Source organism: Iningainema tapete BLCC-T55 (assembly GCF_014698965.1).
Classification (GTDB): domain Bacteria; phylum Cyanobacteriota; class Cyanobacteriia; order Cyanobacteriales; family Nostocaceae; genus Iningainema; species Iningainema tapete.
This window is the reverse complement of the sequence record NZ_JACXAE010000134.1, coordinates 147,077-165,971: the sequence shown is the minus strand read 5'-3', so window position 1 is coordinate 165,971 and position 18,895 is coordinate 147,077. Positions and strand designations below refer to the sequence as shown.

Genomic DNA, 18,895 nt, shown 5'->3' with positions numbered 1-18,895 from the left:
CTGAAGCCCTTACTACGAACTTTTAATTTGTGATTCTAAAATTGCACCGTACAAGGGGCTATTTTGCATCAATTCTTCATGGGTTCCCATTGCTACAAGTTCTCCACCATCAATTAAGAGAATTCTGTCAGCATTTTTTACTGTGCTAATTCGTTGAGCAATTACAAACACTGTACAAGTGCGATTTCGCATTAATTTATCTAAGGATGCTTGAATTTGTGTCGCTGTTTTGGCATCTACCGCCGATGTGCTATCATCTAAAATCAAGATGCGATAGTCTGTCAAAAGTGTACGAGCGATCGCTATCCGTTGCTTTTGCCCTCCCGATAACCCTACCCCCCTTTCGCCTATAATTGTTTCGTAGGCGAATGGCAAACTCATAATAAAGTCATGAATATGGGCAATTTTAGCTGCTTCCATCACTAGTTCTAGGGGAGCATTTGGTACTGCATAAGCAATGTTATCGCGGATTGTGCCAGAAAATAGTCTAGTTTCTTGGAAAACAATCCCAATGTGCGTGCGTAAACTCTCAAGAGTAAAATCGCGCACATCATGTCCGTCGATGCGAATCGCTCCCGTCGTCACATCGTAAAAGCGGGGAATCAAGTTCACCAGGGTACTTTTACCTGAACCAGTCTTCCCTAAAATCGCAATCAGTTCGTTAGGTTTAGTTTCAAAAGAAACACCTTTGAGGGCATAATTAGTAGCACCAGGATAGCGAAAATACACATCTTCAAAGGTAATTCTAATACTACTGGTATTAAAAGGAATGGCATCTGGGCGATCGCGAATTTCTTCTTCAATATCAACCACCTCATACAATCGTGTCGCCGAAGCCGCCGCCTGTGCCATCAATGACGAAGCAAAACCTATTTGTACAATTGGTTGGAGAATTACAGCTAAATATGAATTAAACGCGACTAATTCGCCTATGGAAAATTGTCTCTCAATTACAGCACTACCACCATAACCAAGTACCGCTACAGTTACAAAATTATTTAATAAAAATATGAAAGGGAAAAAGTTAGAAATTGCTCGAATTACTTTCAAATTAGCACCAAGTACCTCTTGATTTCTTTGGGTATAACGTTCAATTTCAGATTCTTCCCGGACAAAAGCTTTGATGACACGAACGCCGATCAAATTCTCTTTCAAAACCGCATTCAATTCTCCCAATAGCTGTTGCGCCCGTCCAAATAGCATTCCAGCCTTAGCAAAAAACCCGACAAACAACAACGCCGCAGCAGGTATAGCTATTAGTGTAATTAATGCTAGTTGCCAGTTCATAACTAACAAAATACTAGCAATTGTAATTAAAGTTAGGACAGAACTGATAACCTGTAATAAAGTAGTACCAATAAAAGTGCGAATTTGTTCAATATCTCTGGTAATGCGTGTTAGTAGTTGCGAAGTTGGAGCGCGATCGTGATAGCTGAAGCTGAGATTCTGAATTTTGGCGAAAATTTGATTGCGCAATTTGTAAGCGACTCCTTGCGCCACCGCTTCTGCCCAAAAACCCTGTCCAAAATTGAATAATCCTCTGGCAAGAGCCACTAAGATTAACAAACTACCAGATTGAATAACAGTATCTAAATCTTTTTTAGCAATACCTTGATCGATTCCCCACCTAAATAGCTGTGGAGTCAAAGCATTGGCAGCAATCAGTAGCAACAAAGATACAACCGCACCTAAAGTCATCCAGGGATAATCCTTGAGATACCTTAAAGCGCGTTTGAGCGATTGAATTGATGGAGGTTTATTTTGTTTAGTCAACTTTGTACCTCATTCTCACTTAGAATCCATCGGAATCATGTTCCAAACAGACATCATCCCATGCCGCCATCACCTCTTGCCACTCCCCGTCTGTTTCTGGCGACTTAGTTTTAATTAGTCCAACAAACCGTGTTAACTTCCTTGCTTTTTGAGCATCTTCACCAAAAACTTCTACCAAATCGCGCTCAAAAGTAGGATCGTAGCCTTTAGCGACAAGGGCAGCGTACTCAGTATCGCTCATGTCGAGGTTATAGATTGGAGGGTTAGTCATAGTTGTGGGTGCGTAGACGCGGAGTCGCTGATTAAACAATTCAACTGTAGCGCTGGGTCGTTACCCTTGACATCAACCGGAGGGAGTGCCGCCAGACAAATCGTCTCCCTACAATGGTTAAAAGTACCCTCAAGGGTACTCTAACTAGTTCGTAATTCTCAAAATATATATTGAAGCTTAGTTATATAGTCAACCATAAGATAAATAAATTGCTAACCATGACTACAATAACTAAGCAAATTCTTGACGATGGAATACTCATCGCTCAAGACCAGCCGTCGCAAACCATCTTTGGAAATCTGACACCGAGCAACGCAGATGTTAGCGACGGCGAAACCTATCAACTGGGTCTGAAATTCCAGAGTGCTCAAGCTGGTCAAATTACCGCGATTCGCTATTGGAAAGCGGTTAGTGAGACAGGCTCACATATTGGCAAAATCTGGACATTAACAGGGGAAGTCCTAGCAAGTGTTAGTTTCTCCAATGAGACAGCTTCAGGTTGGCAACAAGCCGCACTTAGCACTCCATTGAACATACAAGCCAACACCACTTATATAGTTAGTGTCAACGTCAATAGCCATTTCGCCATTACCACCAATGGATTGGCAAGCTCAGTTGCTAACGGCGTACTCAGCACCGTTGCCGACGGCAATAATGGAGTTTACGGTACTGTAAATTCTTTCCCAACAAATTCCTTCCAGAACAGCAACTATTTCCGCGACATAGTATTTGTTAGCGACGTCAGAGTTAACCCTACACCAACTAATCCAATTTATTTGGAAAACCAAAAACCAGGCACTACAGACTGGAAGATCACCAACCAAGCTTCATTTATGGAGATTGCTGGCTATGCGGGGGCAACTAGTGTTAATAAGGGTGAGTCGCTACCTATCAAAGTTTCTTTAGCAAAGGATGGAAATTTCACTATCGAAGTGTACCGTTTAGGTTACTACAGAGGCACAGGGGGTCGGCTAATATTGACCAGTAGTCAGATTCAGGGAATCCACCAACCTGAGTGTCAAATCACAGACTCCGATACCCGCTTAGTCGAATGTAACTGGTCAACTTCTTACACCTTGGAGGTAGGCGCTGACTGGACTAGTGGTCTATATATTGCCAAGCTGATTGACCAGAATAGTGGTAAGCAGTCACAGGTGTGGTTTGTCGTTCGCGATGATAGCAGCAACTCTGATGTCTTGTTCCAGAGCAGCTTTAACACGTTCCTGGCTTATAACAATGCTTATGTTTATAACGGTACTCGTGGTTACAGCTTGTACGAATTTAATAGTTTCGACAAGCAAAGAGCGTTCAAGGTTTCCTACGACAGACCTTTTGCACAAACCCTAAAAGATGCCCAAGGCGAGTTTAACAACATACTCCGTTGGGAGTACAACATGGTACGGTGGCTAGAGTCCCAGAGCTATGACGTCTCCTACGTTACTAACCTGGATGTTCACTATAACTCGCAGTTGCTACTCAAGCACAAAGTATTCTTGTCGGTAGGTCATGATGAGTACTGGTCGAAAGAACAACGCGATCATGTCGAGCTTGCTCGTGATGCTGGAGTCAACTTGGCGTTTTTCTCCGCTAATACTGCCTACTGGCGTGTGCGTTTTGAGAACAGCACCATTAATGGGCAACCCAACCGGGTGATGGTATGTTACAAAGGTGCAGCTTCACCGAGCGAACCTACAGACAAGTTTCGCAGCCAACTGAATAATCGTCCAGAAAGCGCCTTGCTAGGGGTGATGTATGTTGGTGATGAAGATGCTGTCTACGCAGGGTTTGACTTCGTTGTCAAAAATAGCAACGATCCCTACTACGCCAACACTGGTCTGAAAGACAACGATACTCTTGGTAAATTGGTTGGTTTTGAATGGGATAGAATTAATACAAATGCATCTCCAAACGGACTGGTTATTCTCGGTGAGTCACAATTCCCAGGAGCAAGGGAGGAGCTAGACAATACCGATATTGAGGGTTTTCCGGATGGAACCGATCCTCGGATCGCACACGCGGTTCGCTACACTGCACCCAGTGGTGCTAAGGTGTTTTCAACCGGCTCAATTCAGTGGATGTGGGGACTGGACAGTGATGGTGTCAGTGAACCTCGCGAAGATCCTCGCGCCAAGCAAATTGCTGTCAACATACTGGCAGACATGGGAGCTATACCTCTAACTCCCAGTGCGGGCATCATTGTTCCCTCAGTTACACAAAAATCACCAGTAATGATGGGAAGCAGAAGGTAAAAAAGTACTAGAATCTAACGCACTCAATCTTGAGTGTGAGGAGGGCTGAATGCTGTGTTGTGAATGAATGATTCATCTGTTAGACTATGCAGGAAAGCTAGCAAATCCTGTTTTTCACGTTGTGTTAGTTTAAAACCCTTGACAAAAGTACTTTTAAGTGGGTTAGAGCTTCCTACTCCAGTGAAGTGTAACTTTTTATAACTGCAAACGCCCCAACAACTGCCAGAAAAAATGCAGTAAATTTAATTGATAATTTCATCGTTTAACTGAATTGATTTCTCACTAATAAAACCACTTACCACGACTAACATGAACTGTCAAAAGACAGCTTGTCAAAGACTAGCGTGCTTTGACAGCTTGTTTTTGTCCTTGGCAAATTTTTAAGTTATAACTTCAATTTCTGCTTCCCCTAGAGTAAACTCACCAATCACAGATGAAAAGCTATATCCAAGAGCCAAAAGTTGCTCTAAAATAGCAGGAGTGCTTTCTGGTGCTACAGCAAGTAGTAAACCCCCACTCGTTTGGGGATCTGCTAGTAGCATTTCCCATTTCGCCAAATTGCTCAACCCTGTGGACTTAATTTGAGATTGATAGCTATCCCAGTTGCGTTGTGCCGCACCAGGAAAAATACCCATATCAGCTAAAGCCTTAGCTTCTGGTAAAATGGGAATTTGAGATAGTGAGATTTTGGCTTTCAAAGAGCTTCCTCGGCAAATCTCCAGTAAATGCCCAAGCAGCCCAAATCCCGTAACATCCGTCATTGCGTGGACATCAGGATTGGTTGCTAAAGTTGCTCCCACTTTATTCAACTGTGTCATCACTTTAAGTACTGAAGAATAACCGTCGGGTGTTAATTTACCTTTCTTCAGGGCAGTAGTCATGACTCCAATTCCTAAAGGCTTCGTCAAAATTAGCAAGTCATGTGGTTTTGCAGTTGCATTCCGGCGCACATGCGTTGGATGCACTAACCCGGCGGCAACTAAACCAAAGATGGGTTCTGGGGAATCAATGGAATGTCCCCCCGCAAGAGGAATTCCCGCCTCCTGACAAACTTTTGCCCCACCAAGCATGATGCCTTGAATTGCTTCCATTGGTAAAGTGTTGATTGGCATCCCCAATACTGCTAAGGCTAAAATCGGCGTTCCACCCATCGCGTAGACATCAGACAGGGCATTTGTCGCCGCAATCCGTCCAAAATCTATTGGCTCATCAACAATGGGCATAAAAAAATCTGTTGTCAGCACGAGGGCTTGGCGATCGTTAAGTTGATACACTGCTGCATCATCACTAGTTTGAGTGCCTACTAGCAGTTGCTCCAACCCTTGGTTTAAGGGAACTTGGCGTAATATTTCCTGCAATTGGGCAGGAGCAATCTTGCAACCACAGCCACCACCATGAGAGTACTGAGTGAGGCGAATCATACTAGTTTTCTCCTAACTTTTGTTCCCATCATATTAGTTTTTCGCAGTGACGACGCCACAACTATCTTGCCAAGTTTGACAAGCCAAGGAAGTAATATGATAGAGAGGAGAAATTATGAAAGCGAACAGACCGTGATTACTAAAGAAGAAATTACCATCAAAGTTCCCTCTGAGGTAGCAGAGTCATATCGCAATGCCACTGAAGAAGAACGCGAACAAATTGAAGCCCGGATTGCAGTGTTGCTAAAGTCTTCAATGACAAGCAGGCTTGAAGCCATTGCCAAGCTCAGACAAACAATGGATGAAATTGGCACACGAGCGGTACAAAGGGGTTTAACGCCAGAGATTTTGGAATCAATTTTGAATGATGATGAATGAGAGACGGTTTGTGTGTGATGTTTATTGACATGACTGAGCAGATTAATGAATGTCGAGATCCCAAAGATAATAAATATTTGGAATTAGCACTTAGTGGTCAAGCAGAGTGTATTGTTACCGGAGATAATGATTTACTAGTGCTAAACCCTTGGAGGGGTATTGAGATTCTGACTGTTCAAGAATTTTTGGCTCTCAAGTAGCAATAATTACCCATTCAGTTTTTTAATAAAAGCCTCAATCGTGCCTGCTGCTAATGGGGGATGAGAATCACTGGAATATTAGACTTGTGGCAGAAAGTGGAGAAGCGCTAGATCGCGAAATTGGAAGCGTGGAAAACGAACTAGTTCAACAACCTTGTCAAGTTTGACAGCTTGTCTTTTGACGACAAATGCCGTAAAAAGGAGGTGCAGATACTCCGGGCTTATGAACAGTTACATCAATTTTTGGCGGTAGCTAATCCGAATTTGGTAGCAGTCTTTGCTGACAATTTGGATCAAGCTAGTGTAGAACAGTTTGAGGCGATCGCCAAAACAATACAAGCCCTGCGCCCCATCAGGGCGGAAAAACGCTAAAACAGCCTTGGAAGAAGATTGATTTGTCGTTCTGGAGATATAAATTGCTTGGGAAAATGTGGATTATGAGTAACTTCAAGTTTGACAGTCCGTCTTTTGACAACGATCGCTATCTTATACTAAATCCTTAACAGCGCAGGCTATCACTGTCAGTTTGATAGCCGATTTTGGTGGTGTTTGAGGTGTGAGAAGCCAGGGTGAAAAAACAAATATTATCCACTGGGATGTGGCTGGGTATATCTGTATCAGTGTTAGTCGCTTCCCGTTGCTATGCTAATGTAGTGCATAATACTGCTGTACATAAACAAATTGCCACAAAAACCGAAAAACCGATCACAAAAATTCCCCAAATCAGTGACATCCCGCGTCAAAATACCAGTGTCAAGGACTTATTAGCACAGGATATTGAAACCAATCAAGTTGTAATTGTCACCGGAGTGCGCCTTGCTACCAACAATACTGGTGTGGAATTTATCTTAGAAACGAACGTATCCGAGCGGTTGAGAGCTACTGCTTCAACTCAGGGAAACACATGGAGTGCGATCATTGAAAATGCTCAACTGCGTTACAAGGGTGGGAATACATTTGTCGCGAAAAATCTGTACAGGGAATTACTGAGATAAAAGTAACAAATATAGATGTAAATAGGATAAAGGTGACAGTAACGGGAGAGGCGGGTTTACCAAAAGTAGAGGCGTTTGACAGCAATGAAAGTCTAATTTTTGGCGTAACGCCAAAAGATCGCCGCATTGTCCGAGATGCCCTTGAGTAGGTTGGGCTAGATACCTTTGCCTCTAGGAGTTTTGGTTCCCTTTCTGGTGGAGAAAAGCAGCGGGTTTTGATTGCACGATCACTCGCCCAGCAAGCACGTTTTTTGATTCTCGATGAGCCAACAAACCACCTCGATATTCGCTACCAGTTGGAACTTTTGGAATTGGTAAAGGGGCTAGGCGTGACTAGTGTTGCAGCTTTACACGATTTGAATCTTGCAGCTACGTACTGCGATCGCATTTACGTACTCCAGCAAGGAACCATTGCCGCATCCGGGAAACCCCAAGCCATTCTCAAACCAACGCTCATCCGCGATGTATTTGGGGTGGGATCTGTTGTAGATGCGGACTCACGCACGGGAAAGTTACGCATTAGCTTTTTTCTGGAGGACAACAAAAGATAAATCCTTAAATAATTTGTTTCTTAGGAAATAGGCAAGATAAAATGTAGAGTAGTATTCTAGTATTACAATAAGCCAAGAATATTAATTTCCAAGTAGGTCTAACAGGTTAGCTTCAAATTCTGGTATGCCAATGGACTCTAAGGGGAAAAATCAACATGTTTGGAGTTGGGCTAGACTGGCGATCGCCAGTAACGGTCTAGTATATCTAATTGCCACTACGAGCATAATTTTCCCCTCCTTAGTAGTAGCTAAAGAAAGAAACCAAATTGCCAAAGCATCTACAGAACTACCCGTCGTTAAATCAGCAGCTTTGGGTACAGATATTGATGTACCTTGGTCAAAGCCTGTTAGAATTGAGGACTCATTTGAAGGAAACTACCTGGGAATATTTGATCGCCACACCTTCAGAAGTGACTTTCTCGATACTAACGCCAGGGTTGAGGTAATTAGCCTTTGGAGCCGTAACTCAATTCGCTTTTTGTTGGCTTACCGCGATCGCAATTGCTCATTAGGGTATGGCTTGTACCCCTACAACATCGGCTCAGGATGTGCAGCATCCAAAAATACACTAAAGATAACTAACCTTTATATTAAACTTGGAGAGCAAGTCTTTCGTCTCGACGGAAACAACAGTACATTCAAGGTGAGCGATGAGTTAGCAGCAGCCCTGAAAAACTCGTCCCCTAACAATGTGAACATTAGACTTGTGGCAGAAAGTGGAGAAGCACTAGATAGCGAAATTGGCAAAGGAACTGTGGCAGCGTGGAAAACGATTTACTAGTTCAACAACCTTGCTAAGTTTGACAGCTTGTCGTTTGACAACGGATGCCGTGAACAAGAGAATTTATGAAGGAGATTTGACCGAATAAGCCTTTTTTGGAGAGGAAACACGGAATGAAAAGGATTTTTTCAGTATTGTTGCTGGGCTTAGTAATTTTCACCTTTGCCTTCAATCGTCCAGCAATGGCCGCAGATGCGGAGAAAGGAGCCAAAATTTTCAGTGCTAATTGCGCCCAGTGTCATGCGGGTGGTAAGAACTTAGTGCAAGCTAATAAAAACTTGAGGAAAGATGCTTTGGATAAGTATGGGATGAACTCAGCAGATGCCATTATCGCCCAAGTTACAAAGGGTAAAGGTGCTATGCCTGCTTTCAAAGGGCGTCTAAAACCAGAGCAAATCGAAGATGTTACCGCATACGTGCTAGACGAAGCTAATAATAAGGAGTGGAAGTAAAGCACAATCAGCCTGTTGTTCTGTAAATAGTAGGTAGGTACATACCTTTACGCGCATCCTGGTTAAACCTATCTATCCTGTAGAGACGTTACATGTAACGTCTCTACACAGGCGTGGTTTGTAAAGCGGGTTGTAAAAACCAGATTTCGGTATTACCTGCTACCTTTGTTATTCCAAGCGAGGAGAGATATTACCTATGATTCGATTTATTCTCAATTTTGGTATTACCGTCGTACTCGCCTGCGTCTTTCTCATTTCACCTGCACTTTCATCGCCTGCCCCCAGCAACCAAATCACAGCCAGCGATTTCTTCAAGTTAGGTGTAGAAAAGATACTAGAGGGTAATTATCAGGCTGCTGTTGAAGATTTTACTCAGGCGCTCGCCATCAAGAACAACTTTGTCGCTGCTTATAGTAACCGATGTCTTGCTTACATTCAATTAGAAGAATACCAGAATGCGAGCCTCCTTCGGAGGAGCTTCGCTAACGCCGATTGCAATATGGCAATAAATTTTGCTCCTGATAAAGCTGATACTTATTTAAACCGGGGACTTGCTTACTATAGATTAGGTGATTATTTAGCTGCCATTGCCGATCATAATCAAGCGATCGCATTGAACAAGAGTGATTTTCGCGCTTACTATAACCGAGGGGTAGCTTTTGCCATGTTGGGGAATCATCAGCAGGCGATCGGCGACTATAATTTAGCATTGAGTCAAATTCCCCAGAACCCCAGTCATCAACTAGCGGATATTTACAATGACAGAGGCATAGCTCGTTTAGAGTTGCGAGATTTACCTGCAGCTATGGGCGACTTTACTAGAGCAATTCGTTTCAATCCTCAAGACTATAGAGGTTACTTCAACCGGGCTTGTGTATGCGCTCGTAATGGAGATAACCGCAATGCTATCAGTGATTTTACTGCATCACTCAAGTTGCACCCAATTAATGCCCAAGCTTATTTTAACCGAGGTGTAGCTTACCATCGACTTGGTTATGAACAAGCCGCAATATCAGATTTACAAAAGGCTGCACAATATTTTGCTTCCACAGGAGAAACTTTACAACACGAAAAAACTTTAGATTTAGTCAAGAATATACAGCAACAACTCCCATATTTAACAGAAATTGCTCTGACAAAAATTCTCAATCATTCATGACAACATTTTGTGGTAAAATACTATCTATCGAACACAAGGAGTGTTCAGCATGGCTTACAGCGATTTTAAAACCATCAATCAAGTCAAAGTCAGCTTTGACCTTGATATTAGTTTGATTAATCTGTTTCCGCAAGTAGAGCCAGTTGAACCAAGCGAATATCTCAAAACAACCCTGAAGCGTAATTTGCAAGTTGCTTTTGATAACAATACTGAAAAAGCTCGTTCCGAGTTGATTATTGCCCCCTTGCTGATAGAGGTGAGGGAGATGTTCAACGGCAAAGTGAGCTTGTTCTCTGGTAGAGATTTTAATGTAGATGCCACTCAGGGACTAAATGGTTTTTGTGACTATATTTTGAGCGCTTCAGAGTTCACTTTAGAAATTGAAGCACCAGTGATCGCAATTGTTGAAGCCAAAAACGAGAGTACTAATGCAGGTTTGGGACAGTGTATTGCCGAGATGGTTGCTGCACAGAGGTTTAACCAAGTCAGAGACAGAATTACTCCCAGCATTTATGGTGCTGTAACTACTGGGAGGATATGGCGCTTCCTCAAGCTTTCTGCTCAAACTGTTTTGATTGATAACGAGGAATTGGTAATTGAGAATATAGAAGATATAAATGTTTCTAAGATTCTGGGTATTTTGACTGAGCCAATTAAACAATTGAACGTTGATTCTAGTAACACCTAAGAATAAAAAAATGTCGGTTCACTACATCCTTCTAAAGACTGACTTAACTTAGGTTAATATTTAATACCTAGATCGGATGCGCTGCATTGGCTGTTAAGCATATATTTATGAGGCTTTTAACCCATATTTTTTGAATCAATACTAGCTTTCCACTTTTGGCATTTTCAAAAAGCAGACATATATTTTATTAGGTTTAAAAAGAACGAATATGTCAAATGACTTAAATTCCTACCTACCTACACCGACTAAACAAAAATTTGCAGCCACCTTCGGTGTAGTAAGACCAATAAATGCTACAGAACTTTACATAATCTCACTCTTTGGTTCGATGTTGGGTGGCGTAGTAACACTTACTTTGTTGATCAAGACAAAGGAAAAAGAAATTTTCTGCTAATCTTAATTAACACGTTATTATGCAGAATTACAGTGAGATTTTGACGGACAAAGTAGCCCAGACTCAATATCCCATTCATGATTTGCTGCGACAACGATGGAGTCCTCTGGCTTTTTCAGATCGGATGGTTGAACCAGAAAAGTTACACAGTGTCTTAGAAGCAGCAAGCTGGGCGGCTTCTTCTTACAACGAGCAGCCTTGGAGTTTTATTGTTGCAACTTCAGAAAATAAAGCTGAATTTGAGCGTTTACTCGGTTGTCTAGCAGAGGGAAACCAAGAATGGGCAAGGAATGCTCCCATCTTGATGCTCTCGGTGGCAAAACTAAACTTTGAGTACAATGGTGTAGAAAACCGTCACGCTTTTCATGATGTTGGCGCAGCATCTACCACTTTAGCGATCCAGGCAGCCGCACTAGGGTTATTTATTCACCAAATGGCAGGATTTGATGTCCCCAAGGCAAAAGAGATCTACAGCATTCCTTCTGGTTATGAGCCAGTTGCGGCAATCGCGCTAGGCTATTTCGGATCTCCACAAACTTTATCTGAAAGGTTGCAGCAACGAGAGAATACCCCGCGCACTCGCAAACCTTTAGAAGAGTTTGTTTTCTCTGGTAGTTGGAATCAAACTTCACCTCTGGTTGCAAGTTAAAAAGAGCATTCTGGATCAAAATCGTGGTATTATTATCAACGTCTCTAGCGTTCACGAAATTATTCCTCGACCTTTTTACGCTAGCTATTCGATGAGCAAAGGTGGGATGGAAAATCTAACTAAAACACTGGCGCTAGAGTATGCAGGGCATGGAATTCGCGTCAATGCGATCGCCCCCGGAGCAACCATCACTCCAATTAATGAAGCTTGGACGGATGATCGACACAAAAAAGCTGTAGTCGAAAGCCACATCCCGATGGGGCGAGCTGGAACCGCAGAGGAAATGGCGGCTGCGGTTGCTTTTCTAGCCGATGCTCCCCAAGGCTACCTTTAGGTCGATCCCTATGGCATACAAGAGATCGCACGCCCTGGATACTGATAAATTTAACATCCCAAAACTCTAGCAAATTGGTAAAAAACAAAACTTGTTACCCAAGCCAAACCTACTGACCAAACTATTGACAACCAGGCAAATTTTGCACTTTTAGCTTCATTTTTCATGGCAGCAACTGTGGACAGGCAAGGAACATAAAGTAGAGTAAATAGCATGAAACTGTAAGCCTGAACCCAATCAATTTGAGCAGCAAGAGCTTGCATCAAACTAGCATCATCTTTTTGACTATATATTACCGCCAAACCACCCAAAACAATCTCCTTAGCAATAAAACCAAAAATCAGCGCTACTGCTAACTGCGGATTAATCCCCAATGGTGCTAAAATTGGCTGTGTCAATTGACCAATCATTCCCGAAAGACTTTGCGAACTTGCAGGTGGTACATTGGGTGGTAAGTTATTCAACAACCAAATGATAATCACCCCAAAGATAATAAACCGCCGTGACCAGAATAAAAAGTGCTTGGTTTCATGCCACGCCTGTAGTAGCATTTGTTGCAGAGTGGGGAAGCGATAGGGCGGTAGTTCTAGTATCAATGGTTCTGTATTCGGATATTGACTTTTAAATAAAGCTGCTGTTATAATAGCAGCGACAAAGCTGAGCATGTACAAACTGAATAAGACAACAGGTGCTTGACGAGGGGTGAATAGTGCAGTTGTCATAAACATAAACACATTCAACCGCGCCGAACATAAGGAAAAGGGAATTACTAACATTGAAAGCAGGCGTAAGTTAGGCGATCGCATTACCCGCGTCCCCATAATTGCCGGCACATTACAGCCAAACCCCATCAACGACATCACAAAAGAGCGCCCATCCAACCCCAACCGCTCCATCAAAGCATCCATCAAATATGCCGAACGCGACAAATAACCACTGTCTTGCACAATTGTCATGCAGATGAAAAACAACCAAATCACCGGGATAAACGCTGCTACAGTCCCTATCCCTTGGTAGATGCCATCTATTAAGAAATCGTGTATAAATTTTGGTAACGAACCAAGCAATGGTTCCAAGGCGATATCCTTAAACCAATTCAAAAACCCTTCCAAATAATCCTGCAAAGGCGTTCCGATTGCATATACCACTTGGAACATCAAAAACATTGCCCCAAAAAATATCGGCAATCCTAACACCGGATGCAGCAGAACTTTATCCAAGCGAGTCGTCAAGTTTTCTTCAAGCGTCTCTGTATGAACTGCATCTTGCAACAACTTCTCCATTTCTGATGCAATCTGTTGTTCTGGCGCAAGATTATTTTCCAATTGAACCACAGATGGCTCGTTTTGTTTGCGGAGGGAATCCTGAATTATTTGGTACGCTTCGTCGTAACCTTGTCCGAATTTAGCACTAATCGGCACTACTGGCATTCCCAGATGCTCAGATATTTTCTTGCTATCAACGCTCACCCCAAATTTTGCCACTTCATCTGCCATATTAAGCAGGAGTACCGCAGGCAATTGTAAATGTTTCACTTGTAAAGCAAGACTAATTTGGCGGTCTAATTGAGTAGCATTAAGAATCAAGATTACCAGATGTACTGGCGTAGTTTCCAAAAATCGCCGCACTACAGCTTCATCTTCAGAAAAGCCACGTAAATCGTAAATTCCGGGCAAATCTACAACTTTTGCTTCCTGTTCGCCCAGTTTAACTTTAGCTACCATTAAATCTACAGTAATTCCGGGCCAGTTGCCAATGCTGGCACTAGCTCCTGTGAAGCGATTAAAAAAGGTTGATTTGCCCGTATTGGGCATTCCTATAACAGCAACTTGTTTCAGTCCAGTAAAAGAGTTATTATCAATTAGATTAGAATTATGACATTGTGTCATGCGCCTGCCTCAGTCGTCCTATATTCTACTTTAATCGCCTGAGCATCCCGACGGCGCACCATTACTTCCGTTGTCCCAATTCTAACGTGCAAGGGACCTGAAAACCAAGCTTTGCGAATCATTCTCACTTGCCTGCCGGGGCGAAAACCCAGTGCTAGCAGGCGTTGTTCTAACCCTGCTTCTGCTACAAGCCCTGAGATTAAGGCAGTTTCTCCCGGTTCTAACTGGCTAAGTTCAATGAGATGCATTTACAACATAATTATGTGCCTTTCGATTAGACATTGACCGAATTTAATTGTGCGTTGTCTACAACCGTTGTAGAGACGCGAAATTTCGCGTCTCTACATTATTTTTTGGAAATACCTATTTGCTCAAAGCATCTTTGATATTGTCAATGGTGCTTTCAACAAAATTCTTGGAGTTGTCTACTGCTTTTTGAGTACGAGCGGCATCTTCTTCTGCTCTCTCGTGAATTCGAGCCGCATCTCTTTTTGCTTTGCCCTCAACAAAACTACCACTGTCATCTGCTTGATCGACTTTAGCAGCATTTGTCCTTGCAGTTTGCTCAACTTTATTTTTTGAATCTTGGATGAAATCCTTGGCTTTGTCAAATCCTTCACTGGTTTTCTCTTTAACTTTATCGCCCGCGTCTGCTGTGGCAATCAAGTTTACCGCAGGTGATGCCATTGCTGTGGTGTTCAAGAAAGCACCTTGCCAAAAAGCGATCGCTGACAAACAAAATAGAGTTGTAGCTAAAAAGAGTCCTAAAGTCGAAAGCCGTTTCATCAGATAATTCTGTTTCACAGAATACACTCTCCATTTTTATTTAGCATTCTATTTTTACTTCATCAAGTTGCGAAGCCATATCTTTCCCCAGAAAGAAGTTTGCTCGTCACAAACACCTTCAACCACGTCATAAGTTTGACATTTGATTTTTTTGACAAAGGTCTCATTCTCAAGTAATATTACATGCGGAAAATGTCAGTCAATGTGCTAAATGTTATCAACATCTACCAGGTCTAACTGGAACGAGACACTGACCACAATCAACGGTGAACCAGCGGTTGAACTGAGTTCTATGCCGGAAAGTTGGCAGCGAATCTCCCAGGGTGCATGGATGAGTGAGCCTCGCGTGTACACAGCGATGGCGCAGGTTTTCCTCGCGAAGAATTCGCGTGGAAACATCCTTTTTTTAGAACGTCCTGATACTGAATACTTGAAGGCAGCTTACTGTGAAGGCAATGGGCAACTTGCATGGGAAGCTGTCAGCCACTATGGCGATGCTTTTCTTCCAGAGAGTTACCCAAATTTACAACAAATTCGTACTAACGTTCAAGGCGATCGCTCTCCACAGCAGACTGAGCGACTTGCACTCGTCAATATCGTCAGCGATTTGTTTGCCTTCCTTGGCTACGATGTGCCTTCTACTTTTTACTGGACTTTCTTACATCCACTGGAGCGTACTGATTTGTTCGAGGTTCGCTCCTTCCGGTTGAGCGAACAGGATATTGCCGTGGCGCGTTCGTTTGATGCCATCCTGCATGGAGGTTATGTGTCAATGCTACGGCGGTTCATTGACAGTGTTTCTAGTCGTCACGGTTACTTCATTGAGCATGGATGTGGTTGTGAGAACCACTTAGCAAAACTCAAGCCCTGTGACTCAAAGTTTGACTACACAATTCCACCAGAAGCGCGGCGCAAGACTCTCCGCGCATTCTTGTGGAGTGTGATGGAAGAGTACATGCTATTTGAGCAGCGATCAGCAACACGTCTAGTTTACGCCGACAATCTTACTCTTTAACCTAAAATTATCTAGAGACGCGAAATTTCGCGTCTCTACAGGTGATGCAAAATTTCGCGTCTCTACGGGTTTACGTCTCCACAGTTTCTGTAAATTCGCCAAGGGGAGTCGTTACGATGGAGCAAAGAACCTTTGTCTGTAACACAAATTGCCACTGACGCATCTTCATTCGGTCCACGAAATAATGTCGCAGTCTCTTGGTAAGATCCTCCCAGATCGAATTGGTCACAGGTGATTCTCAAATCAAATACAATAAAAGTCTTCTCTACAGTTTTGCAGTAATCCTGTATTGCACAAAGTCTATCCCTAATCTCGTCTTGGCAATCTTTGGGAGACAAATTTTTAGCAAACTCTAGAGCTTGTTGTATTCTTCGACGCAGTTCAAGCTTAATTTGCTCTCGTCGTTCTATGGGGCGATCCAATTGTACTGTCATTGACTACTAACTAAATAAAGAAATTATTGAAGCGGTTGTGAGCGATCGCGATCAGGCATTGGCTCAGAAGAATGCTTCCCAACAAAAAATACCTTCGCACAATCCAATTACTTGGTATTAATCGTCACCTATTTAATGTGTCATATAAAACATATTCTGAGATGAAGCGATTGTCAAGAAAGTGTGAAGTTCAGGCGTAGATGCATCGAGTGGGAAGTACCTCAAGTTTACTGAGAAAACCAGAAACTAGCAATCGTGCGGAATTAGTGCGTTTTGTGATTAAGCATGGGTGGGAATTGCCCACCTTTTTGAATTAAGCGAATTGCTAAGCACGCCAGGGAGGAATTGGGTTGACTTGAAGTTAAACCCAGTAAACTAAAAGTGTTCAGAAAATAAAGTTAATTCTACAGCCCTCTCATATTCAAGTCGCTTCTGAGCAATCTGATAATATTCAGAATTAATTTCTGCGCTATGGCAGTGGCGATTTGTTTTGAGAGCAGCTACAGATACAGAGCAAAGCCCACCAAATGGCTCCCAAATCACATCTAGTGGATCTGTGGAAGACAAAATTATTGCTTCGAGCAGCTTTAAGGGTTTTTGATTTGCGTGAGCGCACTTTGCTGCAACACTTTTAATCCGTTCTTTTCCACGGTTTGGAGGTTCTACCCATACATTTGTCATACCATGAATATGGTTCCATTTAGGTCTCATCCGTACCCATTGTTCTGCTGTTAAAGGAGTTTTGCCATCTAAAGAAAAATAAGGTGATTCTGTAGGTTTACCATGTTGCATAGCATAATTAGACAATCTTTCCATCATTTCTGGCGGTGGAAAATACCAAAGATGACATTGAGTTAGATATTTTCGGGTGGCGGCGTTTTTAACGCCACTGGCTTCATTTGCTTTACTTAAAGGAAGTCCACTTCTTTGCCACTCGTGTCTAAGCCAAAACTGTATTGGCAGTTGTATTCCGTCGCCTGTAGTCAAAATTACATTCCGTTCATATTGAACACAGACTTCAGTCACCACAGGGAAACGCCGTATAGTCTTGCTGTTGACGTTTCCAGCTATCTGTCCAATCCCTTTATCCCACACATGAAGCGCACGATATTTCCATCCATACCTTTCTAGCACAGGATGGACTGTAGCCCAACCTATCTCGTTGCACCAAAACCATAAAGTTGTTTCTGGTAAAGAATACTTTGCCCAAGCTTCTATGTGGGGTTGATACCATTCTACCAGTCTTTCATGAGTTGGCGGATCGCCAGGAAAAAGCCCTAAACCATAAGCTCCATCAGAAACAATAGCGGTGGGAGGACGCCAGTGGGGGTATCTAGTATATGCATCAGCCATTTCAATTTGAACGGAACCTACCGAAAAAGTGGGTATACTTATATCTTGACTACTAGTGTCGAGCAATTGCTGTTGTGGGTACTTCATCTTCTACACGCATCTCCTGCTAAGAAGTTTAGCCAAAGCAAGTGCCAAAGTGTAAGATGTTGGGCAGTTAATAGTCCATTTTGGAATAGAAATACATATTTAATAACTTGAACAAGAACTAAATACATGAGTAATGCTTCTCTAGCTCCTCAAAAAAAATATCTAGCTAGTTCTTGGCAATATTACGAAATTTGGTTAAAAATAGAAAAAATTCTTTATGCTTTACCAAACTATTTTGAAAGCGAAATAGTTGTTAAAGGCGTAAATCCTACTGATTTATATGCTGTGGGCAGTTTGTTTTCAACAGCTATAGAATATAGTTTAGTAAATGTTTTAAATAAAACAAGAAATGTTTGGGATACCAATAACTTATATCCAGCTTTTACCTTTAAAAGGCAATCTCAAACCTTTCCAGATGTTCTGCTTGTTGATGCATCCAATAAAAACAGTATTATATTTGGCATCGAACTTAAGGCTTGGTACGCACTTTCCAAGGAAGGTGAACCTAGCTTTAGATTCAAAATCGATCCAGATTCATGTGCGGAAGCAGATTTACTGGTAGTCGTTCCTTGGCTATTATCAGAAGTAACTTCTGGCAAACCTGTACTTTTGTCCCCTTTTGTAGAACTTGCCAAGTACGCTGCCGAATGTAGAAATTTCTACTGGATTGAGTCTCGAATTCAGGCAGGAAAGAATGCAAAAATTGATCGTCCAGTACCTCAGTATAGAAAGCCTTACCCAGCAGCAAAGGAGAAGGCTTCCGATAGCGCACAAGATGATAGTGGGAACAATTTTGGTAGAATTGCCAGAACTGGACAGGGTAATCTTTTACAGGATTACTTAAATGAGATTCAAAATCAAGAATATTTAGGGATAAAAATAAAACATTGGATTAAAATATTTAAAGCTATTGCAGAAGGTAGAGACGATCAACAAATAGACTCGGCTTTAAATAGAGTGTTAAAGGACGTACAGCAAGATGTAGCAATTTCTGACGAAGATTCTCCTTGAAAAAAAATTTTAATTTTTTGGAAAT

General features: G+C 42.3%; 21 protein-coding genes and 2 pseudogenes. 15 read left to right on the top strand and 8 right to left on the bottom strand.

The genetic code is table 11. From position 1 onward, the window contains the following. Positions 1–12: 12 nt before the first annotated feature. Together ICL16_RS44235 and ICL16_RS44230 are read right to left on the bottom strand one after the other, a co-directional pair. A complete protein-coding gene (locus tag ICL16_RS44235; protein WP_190839265.1) occupies positions 13–1,698 on the bottom strand; it encodes an ABC transporter ATP-binding protein in 1,686 nt (561 codons plus the stop codon). Positions 1,699–1,792: 94 nt separating this feature from the next. Next, positions 1,793–2,044, bottom strand: a complete 252-nt coding sequence (locus ICL16_RS44230) for a hypothetical protein (RefSeq protein ID WP_190839051.1) — start codon at positions 2,042–2,044, stop codon at positions 1,793–1,795. A gap of 218 nt (positions 2,045–2,262) precedes the next feature. Between ICL16_RS44230 and ICL16_RS44225 the strand changes: the two genes are divergently transcribed. Then, positions 2,263–4,293, top strand: coding sequence for a DUF4082 domain-containing protein (locus ICL16_RS44225; RefSeq protein ID WP_190839048.1), 2,031 nt, complete (start codon positions 2,263–2,265; stop codon positions 4,291–4,293). 380 nt (positions 4,294–4,673) lie between these two features. On the opposite strand, the gene selD is transcribed toward ICL16_RS44225, so the two are convergent. Then, positions 4,674–5,714: a selenide, water dikinase SelD gene (gene selD, locus ICL16_RS44220; protein WP_190839045.1), complete on the bottom strand. Its 1,041-nt coding sequence runs from the start codon at positions 5,712–5,714 to the stop codon at positions 4,674–4,676. Here selD and ICL16_RS44215 point away from each other — a divergent pair. The 12 genes and pseudogenes from ICL16_RS44215 to ICL16_RS44160 all read left to right on the top strand — a co-directional run. Then, positions 5,688–6,092 carry a hypothetical protein gene (locus ICL16_RS44215; RefSeq protein ID WP_202896004.1) on the top strand — a complete coding sequence of 135 codons (405 nt, stop codon included), beginning with the start codon at positions 5,688–5,690 and terminating at the stop codon, positions 6,090–6,092. The two genes, selD and ICL16_RS44215, sit on opposite strands and share 27 nt — an antisense overlap. After that, on the top strand, positions 6,089–6,292 hold the full coding sequence (locus ICL16_RS44210) for a putative toxin-antitoxin system toxin component, PIN family (RefSeq protein WP_238361224.1): 204 nt from the start codon (positions 6,089–6,091) through the stop codon (positions 6,290–6,292). Before ICL16_RS44215 ends, ICL16_RS44210 begins: the two co-directional genes overlap by 4 nt. 204 nt (positions 6,293–6,496) lie before the next feature. Further along, positions 6,497–6,664 (top strand): hypothetical protein, encoded by a 168-nt coding sequence (locus ICL16_RS44205; RefSeq protein ID WP_238361223.1) that lies wholly within the window; start codon positions 6,497–6,499, stop codon positions 6,662–6,664. Positions 6,665–6,861: 197 nt separating this feature from the next. Then, a complete protein-coding gene (locus ICL16_RS44200; protein ID WP_190839041.1) occupies positions 6,862–7,287 on the top strand; it encodes a hypothetical protein in 426 nt (141 codons plus the stop codon). Between the two features lie 173 nt (positions 7,288–7,460). Next, positions 7,461–7,838 (top strand): annotated as a pseudogene (locus tag ICL16_RS44195) (ABC transporter ATP-binding protein); the annotation flags it as partial. A gap of 124 nt (positions 7,839–7,962) precedes the next feature. Beyond that, entirely contained in the window at positions 7,963–8,619 is a 657-nt protein-coding gene (locus tag ICL16_RS44190; RefSeq protein ID WP_238361221.1) for a hypothetical protein, read from the top strand. Between the two features lie 113 nt (positions 8,620–8,732). Further along, positions 8,733–9,071 (top strand): cytochrome c6 PetJ, encoded by a 339-nt coding sequence (gene petJ, locus ICL16_RS44185; RefSeq protein ID WP_190839038.1) that lies wholly within the window; start codon positions 8,733–8,735, stop codon positions 9,069–9,071. Between the two features lie 196 nt (positions 9,072–9,267). Next, complete coding sequence (locus ICL16_RS44180; RefSeq protein ID WP_190839036.1) at positions 9,268–10,230, top strand: tetratricopeptide repeat protein; 963 nt, start codon at positions 9,268–9,270, stop codon at positions 10,228–10,230. Between the two features lie 49 nt (positions 10,231–10,279). Then, positions 10,280–10,918, top strand: coding sequence for a hypothetical protein (locus ICL16_RS44175; protein ID WP_190839034.1), 639 nt, complete (start codon positions 10,280–10,282; stop codon positions 10,916–10,918). Between the two features lie 208 nt (positions 10,919–11,126). Next, positions 11,127–11,312, top strand: a complete 186-nt coding sequence (locus tag ICL16_RS44170; protein ID WP_190839286.1) for a hypothetical protein — start codon at positions 11,127–11,129, stop codon at positions 11,310–11,312. 19 nt (positions 11,313–11,331) lie between these two features. Then, complete coding sequence (locus ICL16_RS44165; protein WP_190839032.1) at positions 11,332–11,961, top strand: nitroreductase family protein; 630 nt, start codon at positions 11,332–11,334, stop codon at positions 11,959–11,961. Next, positions 11,915–12,292: pseudogene (locus tag ICL16_RS44160) on the top strand (SDR family oxidoreductase); the annotation flags it as partial. The gene ICL16_RS44165 and the pseudogene ICL16_RS44160, both read left to right, overlap by 47 nt. 53 nt (positions 12,293–12,345) lie before the next feature. On the opposite strand, the gene feoB reads toward ICL16_RS44160, so the two are convergent. The 3 genes from feoB to ICL16_RS44145 form a co-directional block, all read right to left on the bottom strand. Then, positions 12,346–14,184, bottom strand: coding sequence for a ferrous iron transport protein B (gene feoB, locus ICL16_RS44155; protein WP_202896003.1), 1,839 nt, complete (start codon positions 14,182–14,184; stop codon positions 12,346–12,348). Then, positions 14,181–14,432 (bottom strand): FeoA family protein, encoded by a 252-nt coding sequence (locus tag ICL16_RS44150; protein WP_190839030.1) that lies wholly within the window; start codon positions 14,430–14,432, stop codon positions 14,181–14,183. The genes feoB and ICL16_RS44150 overlap by 4 nt, the downstream gene beginning before the upstream one ends. Before the next feature lie 115 nt (positions 14,433–14,547). Continuing rightward, positions 14,548–14,988: a hypothetical protein gene (locus ICL16_RS44145; protein ID WP_190839028.1), complete on the bottom strand. Its 441-nt coding sequence runs from the start codon at positions 14,986–14,988 to the stop codon at positions 14,548–14,550. Positions 14,989–15,181: 193 nt separating this feature from the next. On the opposite strand from ICL16_RS44145, the gene ICL16_RS44140 reads away from it, so the two are divergent. Next, positions 15,182–15,985, top strand: coding sequence for a hypothetical protein (locus ICL16_RS44140; RefSeq protein ID WP_190839026.1), 804 nt, complete (start codon positions 15,182–15,184; stop codon positions 15,983–15,985). Positions 15,986–16,047: 62 nt separating this feature from the next. Here the strand turns inward: ICL16_RS44140 and ICL16_RS44135 are convergent, their stop codons facing one another. Next, positions 16,048–16,419 (bottom strand): hypothetical protein, encoded by a 372-nt coding sequence (locus ICL16_RS44135; RefSeq protein ID WP_190839023.1) that lies wholly within the window; start codon positions 16,417–16,419, stop codon positions 16,048–16,050. A 375-nt stretch (positions 16,420–16,794) separates the two neighbouring features. Then, a complete protein-coding gene (locus ICL16_RS44130; protein ID WP_190839021.1) occupies positions 16,795–17,859 on the bottom strand; it encodes a DNA methyltransferase in 1,065 nt (354 codons plus the stop codon). 126 nt (positions 17,860–17,985) lie between these two features. Here ICL16_RS44130 and ICL16_RS44125 point away from each other — a divergent pair, with 126 nt between their 5' ends. Continuing rightward, entirely contained in the window at positions 17,986–18,870 is an 885-nt protein-coding gene (locus ICL16_RS44125; protein WP_190839018.1) for a hypothetical protein, read from the top strand. Positions 18,871–18,895 lie beyond the last annotated feature (25 nt).

What these genes read in the sequence shown, in the direction of transcription:
- ICL16_RS44210 (WP_238361224.1), top strand. Translation starts at nt 6,089, where the DNA reads ATGAGAGACGGTTTGTGTGTGATGTTTATTGACATGACTGAGCAGATT.
- ICL16_RS44235 (WP_190839265.1), bottom strand. Translation starts at nt 1,698, where the DNA reads ATGACTTTAGGTGCGGTTGTATCTTTGTTGCTACTGATTGCTGCCAAT.
- ICL16_RS44180 (WP_190839036.1), top strand. Translation starts at nt 9,268, where the DNA reads ATGATTCGATTTATTCTCAATTTTGGTATTACCGTCGTACTCGCCTGC.
- ICL16_RS44165 (WP_190839032.1), top strand. Translation starts at nt 11,332, where the DNA reads ATGCAGAATTACAGTGAGATTTTGACGGACAAAGTAGCCCAGACTCAA.
- selD (WP_190839045.1), bottom strand. Translation starts at nt 5,714, where the DNA reads ATGATTCGCCTCACTCAGTACTCTCATGGTGGTGGCTGTGGTTGCAAG.
- ICL16_RS44125 (WP_190839018.1), top strand. Translation starts at nt 17,986, where the DNA reads ATGAGTAATGCTTCTCTAGCTCCTCAAAAAAAATATCTAGCTAGTTCT.
- ICL16_RS44230 (WP_190839051.1), bottom strand. Translation starts at nt 2,044, where the DNA reads ATGACTAACCCTCCAATCTATAACCTCGACATGAGCGATACTGAGTAC.
- ICL16_RS44135 (WP_190839023.1), bottom strand. Translation starts at nt 16,419, where the DNA reads ATGACAGTACAATTGGATCGCCCCATAGAACGACGAGAGCAAATTAAG.
- petJ (WP_190839038.1), top strand. Translation starts at nt 8,733, where the DNA reads ATGAAAAGGATTTTTTCAGTATTGTTGCTGGGCTTAGTAATTTTCACC.
- ICL16_RS44225 (WP_190839048.1), top strand. Translation starts at nt 2,263, where the DNA reads ATGACTACAATAACTAAGCAAATTCTTGACGATGGAATACTCATCGCT.
- ICL16_RS44130 (WP_190839021.1), bottom strand. Translation starts at nt 17,859, where the DNA reads ATGAAGTACCCACAACAGCAATTGCTCGACACTAGTAGTCAAGATATA.
- ICL16_RS44150 (WP_190839030.1), bottom strand. Translation starts at nt 14,432, where the DNA reads ATGCATCTCATTGAACTTAGCCAGTTAGAACCGGGAGAAACTGCCTTA.
- feoB (WP_202896003.1), bottom strand. Translation starts at nt 14,184, where the DNA reads ATGACACAATGTCATAATTCTAATCTAATTGATAATAACTCTTTTACT.
- ICL16_RS44190 (WP_238361221.1), top strand. Translation starts at nt 7,963, where the DNA reads ATGCCAATGGACTCTAAGGGGAAAAATCAACATGTTTGGAGTTGGGCT.
- ICL16_RS44215 (WP_202896004.1), top strand. Translation starts at nt 5,688, where the DNA reads ATGAGAGTACTGAGTGAGGCGAATCATACTAGTTTTCTCCTAACTTTT.
- ICL16_RS44175 (WP_190839034.1), top strand. Translation starts at nt 10,280, where the DNA reads ATGGCTTACAGCGATTTTAAAACCATCAATCAAGTCAAAGTCAGCTTT.
- ICL16_RS44170 (WP_190839286.1), top strand. Translation starts at nt 11,127, where the DNA reads ATGTCAAATGACTTAAATTCCTACCTACCTACACCGACTAAACAAAAA.
- ICL16_RS44140 (WP_190839026.1), top strand. Translation starts at nt 15,182, where the DNA reads ATGTTATCAACATCTACCAGGTCTAACTGGAACGAGACACTGACCACA.